The sequence below is a fragment of the uncultured Metabacillus sp. genome (assembly GCF_947503125.1).
Classification (GTDB): Bacteria; Bacillota; Bacilli; order Bacillales; family Bacillaceae; genus Metabacillus.
The window spans coordinates 17,697-28,979 of sequence record NZ_CANNCR010000052.1 but is presented as its reverse complement, the minus strand read 5'-3'; the positions used below and the strand labels follow the sequence as shown (position 1 = coordinate 28,979).

At 36.7% G+C, this 11,283-nt stretch carries 8 protein-coding genes and 2 pseudogenes; all 10 read left to right on the top strand.

The features are described 5' to 3' along the window. Positions 1-61: 61 nt before the first annotated feature. Positions 62-901, top strand: coding sequence for a substrate-binding domain-containing protein (locus Q1B07_RS21510; RefSeq protein WP_366945253.1), 840 nt, complete (start codon positions 62-64; stop codon positions 899-901). A gap of 573 nt (positions 902-1,474) precedes the next feature. Further along, positions 1,475-3,027, top strand: a pseudogene (locus Q1B07_RS21500) (alpha-glucosidase). Next, positions 3,020-4,168 (top strand): PTS transporter subunit EIIC, encoded by a 1,149-nt coding sequence (locus tag Q1B07_RS21495; protein WP_299093942.1) that lies wholly within the window; start codon positions 3,020-3,022, stop codon positions 4,166-4,168. Before Q1B07_RS21500 ends, Q1B07_RS21495 begins: the two are co-directional and overlap by 8 nt. Positions 4,169-4,205: 37 nt before the next feature. Continuing rightward, positions 4,206-4,466 carry a hypothetical protein gene (locus Q1B07_RS21490; protein ID WP_299093943.1) on the top strand — a complete coding sequence of 87 codons (261 nt, stop codon included), beginning with the start codon at positions 4,206-4,208 and terminating at the stop codon, positions 4,464-4,466. 46 nt (positions 4,467-4,512) lie between these two features. Further along, positions 4,513-4,704, top strand: a pseudogene (locus Q1B07_RS21485) (ankyrin repeat domain-containing protein); the annotation flags it as partial. A 443-nt stretch (positions 4,705-5,147) separates the two neighbouring features. Next, positions 5,148-6,326: an MFS transporter gene (locus Q1B07_RS21480; RefSeq protein ID WP_299093944.1), complete on the top strand. Its 1,179-nt coding sequence runs from the start codon at positions 5,148-5,150 to the stop codon at positions 6,324-6,326. A 47-nt stretch (positions 6,327-6,373) separates the two neighbouring features. Continuing rightward, positions 6,374-7,357, top strand: a complete 984-nt coding sequence (locus Q1B07_RS21475; protein WP_299093945.1) for a LacI family DNA-binding transcriptional regulator — start codon at positions 6,374-6,376, stop codon at positions 7,355-7,357. Between the two features lie 127 nt (positions 7,358-7,484). Continuing rightward, positions 7,485-8,726, top strand: coding sequence for an MFS transporter (locus Q1B07_RS21470; RefSeq protein ID WP_299093947.1), 1,242 nt, complete (start codon positions 7,485-7,487; stop codon positions 8,724-8,726). 12 nt (positions 8,727-8,738) lie between these two features. Beyond that, positions 8,739-10,208 carry a glycoside hydrolase family 32 protein gene (locus Q1B07_RS21465; protein ID WP_299093949.1) on the top strand — a complete coding sequence of 490 codons (1,470 nt, stop codon included), beginning with the start codon at positions 8,739-8,741 and terminating at the stop codon, positions 10,206-10,208. A 56-nt stretch (positions 10,209-10,264) separates the two neighbouring features. After that, the gene (locus Q1B07_RS21460) at positions 10,265-11,254 is read left to right on the top strand and encodes a carbohydrate kinase (protein WP_299093950.1); all 990 of its coding nucleotides are present in this window, start codon (positions 10,265-10,267) and stop codon (positions 11,252-11,254) included. Positions 11,255-11,283: the final 29 nt, after the last annotated feature.

Sequence of the window (11,283 nt, the reverse complement as noted above, 5' to 3'; positions counted from 1 at the left end):
CGCACTTAATGGCTCAGTTGACCGCAAATAGTGGCTCAAATCTCCGCACTGATGGCTCAATCTGTCCGCAATACTCAAGTTAACGACAACAATAGGAGTTATTGTTCCTAAAATTGTTAATCCTTTCTTCTCTTATTTAGTCAATTCGATTGAACAGGCGGCTTATAAAAGAGGCTATCAAGTGTTGATTGGACAAAGTTATGAAGACAAAGAAAAGGAATTAGCATTTTTAAATTTATTAAAAACAAAACAGGTAGATGGAATTATTATGACCTCAATTGAAAATGATTGGGAAATGATTGAGTCATATAACCAATACGGCCCTATTTTGCTTTGCAATGATTACGTAAATCAATCGGTTGTTCCAATGATCCGCCTGGACCAGACAAAAGGGGCATACTTAGGCACAAGGCACTTGATTGAAAGAGGTCATCAAAAAATTGCTTACTGTACAGGTGGTTTGTTTGATGAACAGGGCAAAGGGAAAGATCGGAATCAAGGGTTTCAAAAAGCATTAGATGAAGCAGGGATTAAGATCAACCCAAAATGGATTTTTATCGATCAACATACCATTAAAGATGGAAAGCAGGTAATAAAGCAAATTTTAGAAATGAAAGATCGTCCATCGGCTATTTTTACAGGAAGTGACCAAGTTGCAGCTGGAATCATGATTGAAGCAAAAGAACAGAGGTTATCAATTCCATCTGATCTTGCAATCATTGGCTTTGATGATCAGCCAATTGCGGAAATTTTAGACCCTAAATTAACCACCATTCGTCAGCCTGTTGATCAGATGGGAGAAAAATCAATAGAAGTGATGCTCGAAATGCTTGATAATCCCGAGATAGAAATAAAAAACTATGAGTTGCCAATAGAATTAATTATTCGCCAGTCCACTTAGTTAATAAGCATTATTGATCCTCCTACAAGTTAAATTCCCATAACTGATTGGTATTTTCTTTTTAGAAAAGTTATGGGATATACTTGGAAAACCAAGGAAATGTACAGTGAAATGGATAATGTAGAAAAAATAATTTTGTAAGAAAGCGTTGACAGAGAACAAATACTAAACGTATAATAAACACAGAAACCGGTTCCAATAACAAGTGATTAAATTGTCTGTTTTTTTAATTAGATATGGAACCGATACCATATGGTTTTAGGTGTTTTGTTATGATGTTTTAACTTTATATGTCGAATAAATACTTACTTTACATTTACGTAAACGAGCGCCTATTACTAATTGTTTTTTGAAGATATATGGAACCGATACCATACTCAGATGGCAATCGAGTTATTCAAAGAAACTACTATTTAAACACTAGGAGGGAACAACTTGGAGAAGAAGTGGTGGCAAAAAGAAGTTATTTATCAAATTTATCCAAAAAGCTTTTATGATTCGAATAATGATGGAATAGGTGATATTAAAGGAATTACACAAAAGCTTGATTACTTAGAGTCATTGGGAATTACAATGATATGGATTTGTCCAATCTACCAATCACCAATGGCTGATAACGGATATGATATTTCTGATTATTATCAACTAAATCCAGAATTCGGCGACATGAAAGATTTAGATGAATTAATAGAGAGAGCGAAAGAAAAAGGAATTAAAATTGTCCTTGATCTCGTGATCAATCATACATCAGATGAACACCCTTGGTTCCAAGATCTATTAAAGAACCCAGAGGATAGTAAATATAGAGATTACTATATTTTGAAATCTGGACAAGATGGCATGCCTCCTACTAATTGGCGCTCTGTTTTCGGAGGCAGTGTATGGGAGCCTTTGAAGAATACTAATGAGTACTACTTTCATTCTTTCGGGGTGAAACAACCTGACTTAAATTGGGAAAACAAGCAGGTTAGAAACGAGTTATATAAAATGGTCAATTATTGGTTAAAAAAGGTATTGCCGGGTTTCGCGTAGATGCGATTACATTTATAAAGAAAGATCAAAACTTTGATAACCTTCCTGCTGATGGGGCTGACGGACTTGTAAAATGTACGAAGAAGGCACGAAATCAAGCGGGTATTGAGGAGTTTTTACATGAACTTAAAGAAGAGACATTTGCTAAATATGATTGTGTGACAATTGGTGAAGCTCCTGGAGTACCTTATGAGCAGTACGGGGATTTCATCGGCGATAATGGATACTTTTCAATGATTTTTGATTTTAGATACGCAGACCTTGATGTAGCCTCAGGTAGTGAATGGTTTAAAAGGGTTGAGTGGAATGTACTGGATCTCAAGAAATTGATCTTCAAAAGCCAAACGGAAATCCAAAAAGTCGGCTGGGGAGCAAACTTTTTAGAGAATCACGATCAGAATCGCTCATTAAGCAAGTATATAAAAGAAGAAGAGAACAGAAATTTTTATTCTGCAACAATGTTGGGTGCACTGTTCTTCTATCTTCGAGGAACTCCGTTCATTTATCAAGGACAAGAAATTGGCATGACTAATTTTAAACGTAAGAGCATTGAAGAATTTGATGATATTTCAAGTATTGACCAGTATTATCGATCCATGAATGAGGGCTTTAGCGCTGAAGAGGCATTACATTTTATCAATTTAAGAAGCCGTGATAATTCAAGAACGCCATTTCATTGGAATGATCAGGAATATGGAGGCTTCTCAAAAGTTAAGCCTTGGCTTGGAATGAACGATAATTACAGATCGATCAATGTTGAGCAGCAAGAGAAGGATCCGAATTCCATTCTACATTTTTATAAAAAAATCATTCAACTTAGACAAAAAAGTGAATGCTTAATTTATGGAGAGATTGAACCAATTTTAGAAGAGCATCCAACCATTGTTGCGTATAAACGCAAGTATTATGCTGAAGAAATTATTTGTTATTTTAATTTTTCATGTGATGAGCAAAAAGTTGTGTTAGATGATAAATTTGATGTTTTATTAGACAACTATAAAGAAGATAAACAAACGGTTTCTGAGCAAGAATACTTTTTAAAACCATATCAAGCACTAATACTCTTAAAGCAAGGAGCGAGCCATCATGAGTGAAAATAGATATGAGCGGATAGGAAAAGAAATTGTAAGAGTTATTGGTGAGGATAATATTGAATCATATGTCCATTGTGCTACAAGATTGCGTTTTTCCGTAAAAGATCGTGAAAAGATTGATGATGAAGCAATTGAAAAGATTGATGAAGTAAAAGGCGTATTTTTTAATGCTGGACAATATCAGGTTATATTAGGTACTGGTACAGTAAATAAAGTCTACTTAGCCTTAAGAGGGGATGGGACCACTCAAGAGATTGAGGAAACTAAGAATGATGCCGCATCTACTAGTAAGGACAAGGGAATTAGAAAGGCAGTGCGAACATTAGCAGATATCTTTATTCCGATTATCCCAATCATTGGGGCAACAGGTTTATTTCTTGGATTAAAAGGTGTGCTGTTTAGTGATGCGGTTTTGGGCTTAATGGGAATGAGCATTGATGATATACCCGGTTATTTGCAGACGTTAATTTCAGTTTTGACAGATACAGCTTTTGCTTTTTTACCAGCTTTAATTTGCTGGTCTGCATTTAGGAATTTTGGAGGAATGCCGATTATTGGTTTTGTTCTTGGGTTAATGCTCGTTTCACCTGCCCTTCCTAATGCGTATGCTGTAGCTGACATCAACAGTGGTGTCGAACCGATTATGGAATTTGGTTTCATACCAGTTGTTGGTTATCAAGGTAGTGTCCTGACAGCTTTGGTAGTTGGGATTCTCGGTGCAAAACTTGAGAAACAGTTACGAGCTGTTATGCCTAATGCATTGGATTTAATCTTTACTCCATTCTTTGTTTTATTATGTATGATGATTACCGGGTTACTCATTTTAGGACCTTTATTGCACTTTGTAGAAACGGGATTAATAACAGTTGTTACCCAACTTATAGAAGCCCCGCTGGGTATTGGCGGACTTGTGATCGGATTTATCTATCCTCTGGCCGTAATGACAGGGATGCATCATTTATTTATCATGATTGAAACTACTCTGCTTGCAAATACAAGTTTTAATCCACTCATTACTCTTTGTGCAATGTACGGATTTGCTAATGCTGGCACCTGCTTGGCAATTACACTTAAAGCGAAAAAAAAGTACGGTAAAAGTTATGGGAGCAAGTGCTACTGCTACACAATTGCTCGGTGTTAGTGAACCCGCTTTGTTTGGTGTTGGCATGAGGTATAGTATGAAGCCGCTTTATGTGATGATTGCTTGTTCAGCAGTTGGAGGAGCGATTCTTTCTATTCTAAACATCAAAGCAAATTCATACGGCTTGGCTGTTATACTTTCACCTTTAATGTATATATATGAGTGGAATCAGCTGGCTGTTTACCTTGTGGTTTCCATTGTCATTTTTGCTGCAGCACTCTTTATCACTTATTTCTTTGCCGTTCCGAAAGAAGTGATGGTAGGAGACGAAGATCAAAAATTAAGCCATGTTAGCTAAAAACAGATGCAGAGATGTTTAAAATATAATTAGATCCCAATTTCTTATTGATTTAAATGATGGAGACGAAAAGCAGCAGCAAACGGTGCAATTGCTGATAGAACATGGGGCAGATGTGAACATTCCAGACAATAATAAGGTGACTCCGTTACAACATGCACGTGAAAAGGGTTTTAAAGAGATTGAAAAAAATTTTGCTAAAAGCAGGAGCAAAATAAATAGGTTGAAGCTGTTATGATAATTGAGAATTTTTCCAAATGCAACAAGTGATGTACAGAATAAAACTATTTTCGTTGCTATGAATCTTTAAGAAAATGTCAAGAAGGATATGAAAGTTACCATAACCTTCTTAAGAAAAACAAAGCAAGTGTGCAAGCGTTTTGCTTGCTTCAGAAAATATTTGTGAAAAAATTAGTAAAACCTGGGATCTAAGCAGAAGGCAATTTGCTTTTCCCGGGTTTTTTTGCACGTTAAGAAAGAATAAATTTGCAGCGCAGGAGAGAATTCGACGTAGTGGCAAATTTTAAGAATTAAGTATAAGTGCAACTAGGCAGCCGCACTGCGCCTAAAGGATTGGCGCCAGCCAAGTTTTCTTTATAATTAAGTATTAATAGGTAGCGGCTGCTAACAGATTAGGTGTACAATAAATACCATCTTATTCTATTACAAGAGGTGAATCTTGTGGACCGCAAGTCTTTTACTATCTATTTCTTTTTCTTAATTTTGTATGCGGTTGCTTATATGGGGAATGCCGTATTTCTAACGTTTTTGCCTGTTTATTTAGATAGTATTGATTTAAGTAAAACAGAAATTGCGGCTTTGCTCAGCTTTGGGCCGCTCATGGCAATATTGGCACAGCCGATATGGGGAAGTATTGGGGATCGCTCTAAAACAAAGAATACTATTTTGCAGATCTTATTATTTGGGAGCGCTATCTCAGTCATGCTGTTTCCTTTATCCAATCACTTCGTATATTTGTTGGTTATTATGTGCTTGGTTACCTTTTTCCAAACGTCCATTTACCCAATGAGTGATGCGATCACACTTGAATATTTAACGGAAACAAAGTGGAATTTTGGGCCGATCCGCTTAGCGGGAACCATTGGATTTGCGCTCATGTCAGTTGGTTTTGGCCTATATGCCCGGAATCAAATTGATTCGATCTTTATCGTATACAGTTTGATTATGCTACTTGCCATGGTCATTAGCTTTAAATTGCCAAAAGTAAAAGGGCATCAAGCCAGCGGCAAAAAAGTAAGAATATGGGTGGTATTTAAAAATCGTAAACTCGTCATTCTTCTTCTATTAAGTTTTATTGTTCAGGTTTCATTAGGTTATTATTATGCATTTTTCCCAATCTTTTATAAAGAACTGGGTGCGGATACGTCATTGCTGGGCTGGTCAATGCTAGTATCAGCCATTAGTGAACTCCCATTTCTCCTCTTTGCTGATAAGATTATTAAGCGGTTTGGGGTTCCTCTTATTTTATTAAGTACAGCCTTTTTTGCAGGTGTACGCTGGCTCTGCTTTTACTTAGTAGAAAGTCCTTATCTCGTTCTGCCAATTCAGTTATTCCATGGTGCGATCTTTATCGTATTAATGGTGACAATGGCAATGTTTATTAATGAAGAGGTTCCAAAGGAGCTAAAGGCTTCCGGTCAAACGATGTATGGCTTAATTAGCTTAGGAATCGCAAGAATAACAGGAAGTATTCTCGGCGGAATGACGGCTGAGTCAGTAGGGATGAGAGAAGTGTTTTTATATAATTCACTATTGATGTTTCTTACGCTGATTGCTTTTACCTTTATTTTTATGAAGGACATGAGCTTTGCGAAAAAGAATTCTGCTAAGACATCGTGATTATTTTGTTATAATAGTTTCTGTAATGAATGCAGGAGGAACTAAAAATGAAGCCTAAAATAGAAGACGTAGCAAAATTAGCCGGTGTTTCACCAACAACGGTGTCGCGTGTTTTAAATAATCGTGGCTATATAAGCAATGAAACAAGAGAAAAGGTTCAAAAAGCAATGAACGAGCTTAACTATTTCCCTAACGATGTGGCACGTTCGTTATTTAATAAAAGATCGAACTTAATTGGAGTAATCCTGCCTACAACCTCCAATCCATTTTTTGGAGAACTTACGTTTCATATCGAGACTATTTGTGCAGCTCGAGGTTATAAGGTGTTGCTTTGCAATAGTTTAAATCAGATTGATAAAGAAGAAAAATACTTAGAGATGCTGCTGCGCAATCAAGTTGATGGCATTATCGTAGGGACACATAACCGCGGCATTTTGGATTATCATAAGCAAAATTTAGCGGTTGTCGCAATTGACCGTTACCTGTCCGAAACCATTCCAGTTGTGTGTTCGGATAATTATGAGGGTGGTAAAATTGCAACCGATTTATTGATTTCAGAAGGATGCAGGAACATTATTCTTATTGATGGGGTTGGCGAATTAGAAACACCAGCAAGATTAAGGAGAAAAGCATATCTTGATCTTTTGGAGAGTCATGGCATGGAACCAATGATATATGAAATCCCAGAAGTATTTGACCGTAAGAGTCAGGAAGATGTTATACATAAATTGTTTCAGGAATGCCCGGAAGTGGATGGTGTATTTGCAACAAACGACTTGTTCGCGGCATCCTTTATTAATATAGCTAAAAAGCATGGAAAGGATGTGCCTAATCAAATAAAAGTTGTTGGCTATGATGGGACGGAAACCGTTCAAACATTAATGCCGGAATTAACAACCATTAAGCAGCCAATCGATGTCATTGCTCAAACGGCAATTGATATTTTACAGCAGGGAATAGAAGGAGAATTCACAAAACTTCCGCTTGAAACCCATCTACCTATAAGTTTATTTAAAGGAACAACAGCTTAAAAACATTGCACATAGCAGTGTTTTTTTTATTTTTTTTATATGTCAACCCGTTGACATATGAAAGCGGATGACATACAATGTTTTTGAAAGTGCTTTCGATACTAACCAACATTAAGGAGAACCTAATATGAAAAAATCGAAAAGTCTCTATTGGAAATTAAGCGCCTATTTTTTCTTTTTCTTTTTCACTTGGTCTGCTAGTTATTCGCTATTTTCAATCTGGCTTGATCAAGAGATTCAACTAAGCGGAGCAGAAACAGGGATTATCTTTTCTGTAAACGCTATATTTGCTTTATGTATGCAGCCTCTATATGGGTATATTTCTGACAAAATAGGTTTAAAGAAAAATATCTTATTTTTTATTAGTCTATTACTAGTATTTGTTGGCCCGTTTTATATTTTTGTTTATGGCCCGTTATTGCAATATAACGTGATCGTTGGAGCAATTGTCGGAGGACTTTACCTTGGAACTGGCTTTTTAGCTGGGATTGGTGCGATTGAATCCTATATTGAAAAAATCAGCCGTAAGTATGATTTTGAATATGGGAAATCAAGAATGTGGGGCTCATTAGGCTGGGCAGCTGCTACCTTTTTCGCTGGTCAATTATTTAATATCAATCCAAATATTAATTTTTGGGTTGCATCGATTTCGGCTGTTATTTTAGTTGCCATTATCTTATCTGTGAAGATTGAAATGACAAATAAAGAGATTGAGAGAGCAGATTCCGTTACGTTAAAAGATGTAGGTCAGCTTTTTCTATTAAAGGATTTTTGGTTCTTAATGGTTTATGTGGTAGGAGTCACATGTATCTATAGTGTTTATGATCAACAATTTCCGATCTACTATGCATCGTTATTTCCTAATGAGGCAACGGGTAATCAAATATTTGGCTACTTAAATTCCTTCCAAGTCTTTTTAGAGGCAGGCATGATGTTCCTGGCACCTTTTGTTGTAAACAAGCTTGGTGCAAAAAACAGCTTGATTTTGGCAGGATTTTTAATGGCCTTCCGAATTATTGGTTCAGGTCTTGTCGGCGGACCAATCGGTATTTCATCGATGAAATTAATTCACGCTTTAGAATTGCCTATTATGTTAATCGCGATTTTTAAATATTTAGCTGCCAACTTTGATACACGCTTGTCATCTGTTTTATATCTTGTTGGTTTCCAATTTGCCTCACAGGTAGGTGCGTCGATTCTTTCGCCAATTGCAGGAAAAATGTACGATATGGTAGGTTTCCGCCAATCTTATATTTTTATGGGAATTGTTGTGTTATGCTTCACTATTCTCTCAATCTTTACTCTATTAAACTCAAATAAAAACAAAAAGTCGAAAAATAAGCTCTACTTATTACAAAAAGTTGTCTAGGAGGAAATGTAGATGTTAAAACAAACTGACATTCAAAAAGCAGAAGAAGCATTACAGAAGGCAAAGGAAAAGATGAATAATCGATATCGTTTAGGATATCATATCATGGCTCCAGCAAACTGGATAAATGATCCGAATGGGTTAATTCAGTATAAAGGCGAGTACCATGTCTTTTATCAGCATCACCCATATGATGAAAATTGGGGTCCGATGCACTGGGGACATGTGAAGAGTAAAGACTTGGTCCATTGGGAACACTTGCCAATTGCACTTGCTCCAACTGAAGCTTATGAGAAGGATGGCTGCTTTTCCGGCAGTGCGGTTGATGATGATGGCATACTAACCTTAATTTATACGGGAAATCTATTTGTAGATCGTGAAAAAGATATTCTTGATCAATCACAATGTATTGCGACAAGCACGGATGGTATTCATTTTACCAAAGAAGCTGCAAATCCGGTTATTGTGAAGCATCCAGAAGAAGGATCAGGACATTTTAGGGATCCAAAAGTGTGGAAGCATGAGGACCACTGGTATATGGTTGTAGGCACACGAAAAGTAGATACCGGAAAGGTCGTACTGTATAAATCAAAGGATTTGCGAAAATGGGAGTATCTTGGTGTTCTCGCTGAAAGTAATGGAACAGAAGGCTATATGTGGGAGTGTCCTGACTTTTTTGAAATCGGTGGAAAATATGTCCTATTATGTTCACCTCAGGGAATAAAAGCGGAAGGTGAAAACTATCAAAATCTGTTCCAAACAGGTTATCTTGTCGGAGATTTCAGTTATGAAACACTCGAATTTACCCGTGGCGAGTTTAAGGAATTAGATCATGGCCATGATTTTTATGCTGTGCAATCCTTCCTTGATGACAAAGGACGCCGTATCGTGATTGGCTGGATGGATATGTGGGAATCAAATATGCCAACGAAAGAAGATGGATGGTGTGGTGCCTTAACATTGCCAAGGGAGCTAACATTAGGTGAAAATAACAAACTATTAATGAATCCTGTTGAAGAGCTAACTTTATTAAGAGAAGCGGAGCATCATGTCTGTGCAAACAAATCGATCTCTGAAAGTTATCTAGCGGAAACAACAGCTGACCTTATTGAATTAAAAGTAAAATTTGACCTGTCAGCTACAACTGCTGAATCTGTTGGTATAAAAATTCGTGGTCTTAACAATGAAGAGACACGATTGATGTATTATATTGACAATCAAAAGTTAACCCTTGATTGCTCCAAGTCCGGGAAGGTGGAAGATGGGGTTAGATGTACAAAGGTTGATTCTAACCAGTACCTTTCCTTAAGGGTGTTTATCGACCGATCTTCTATTGAGGTATTTGCAAATGAAGGAGAGGCAACAATGACAAGCCGCATCTATCCAAAGGAAGAAAGACTAGGTATTGAACTAGTTGCTGAAAATGGTAAGGGACAAGTAAGTGAATTTACTTATTGGAATTTAAAAGATATATGGAAGTAAAATAACAGCAATAGAACAAGTGTTTTCCACTTGTTCTTTGGTATGGAGGGAAAATATTGAAAAAGGTTTTTTGTATTGGTGAAACACTGATTGATTTTATTCCTGCACAAAAGGATAAATCATTAAAAGAGGTTACAAATTTTGAACGTGTAGCTGGCGGAGCTCCTATGAATGTTGCGATTGCCATTGCAAAATACGGTGGACATTCAGTCATGCTCACCAAAATTGCAAATGATAATTTTGGCGATTATATAATGGATGTTCTTAAAGAAAATGGTGTAGACACGTCAAATTGTTTACGAAGCGATGAAGGGGAGACAGGATTAGCGTTTGTATCTGTAGACCAAAATGGTGAAAGAAGCTTTAGCTTTTATCGGAAAAATGCAGCAGATTTATTGCTTTCACCAGAAGAGGTAAAATCAGAGTGGTTTCAGAAAGGAGATCTTCTTCACTTTTGTTCAGTGGACTTAATTGAAAGTCCCATGAAACAAACACATCAAAAAGTGATAGAGGATGTTCGGAAAAAAGGCGGAATCGTAAGCTTTGATCCAAATGTACGTCTGCCTTTATGGCCAGATGCGGAAAGCTGCCGTCAAACTATAATCGATTTCTTGCCGCTTGCTGATATTGTAAAAGTTTCTGATGAGGAATTAACGTTTATAACTGGAATTGAAGAAGAAAATGAAGCAATTGACTCTCTTTTTGTTGGAAACGTAAAAGTGGTTGTGTATACAAAAGGAAGCAAGGGTGCTTCTATTTATTTAAATAACGGCAAAAAATTTGAAGACAAAGGCTTTAAGGTAACGGTTGCAGATACTACTGGTGCGGGAGATGCTTTTATTGGCGGCTTTTTGTCTGAATTAATAGCCATAGATATATCAATTGAAAATCTATGTTTTCAAATTAGTCAAAATCATGAGAGAATACTCACCTTTGCAAATGCTAGTGGTGCCCTAACTGCCTCTGTTAAAGGGGCGATTCATGCTGCTCCTGCAAAACGTCATATTTTGAATTTTATTTCTACACAGAGAGGGACAACAGAATAAATAATAACTCATTCTTTTGACAGGCAGAT

Bases quoted from the DNA above. Each gene is read 5' to 3' on its own strand.
- Q1B07_RS21495 (WP_299093942.1), top strand. From the start codon at position 3,020: ATGAGTGAAAATAGATATGAGCGGATAGGAAAAGAAATTGTAAGAGTT.
- Q1B07_RS21490 (WP_299093943.1), top strand. From the start codon at position 4,206: ATGAAGCCGCTTTATGTGATGATTGCTTGTTCAGCAGTTGGAGGAGCG.
- Q1B07_RS21475 (WP_299093945.1), top strand. From the start codon at position 6,374: ATGAAGCCTAAAATAGAAGACGTAGCAAAATTAGCCGGTGTTTCACCA.
- Q1B07_RS21470 (WP_299093947.1), top strand. From the start codon at position 7,485: ATGAAAAAATCGAAAAGTCTCTATTGGAAATTAAGCGCCTATTTTTTC.
- Q1B07_RS21465 (WP_299093949.1), top strand. From the start codon at position 8,739: ATGTTAAAACAAACTGACATTCAAAAAGCAGAAGAAGCATTACAGAAG.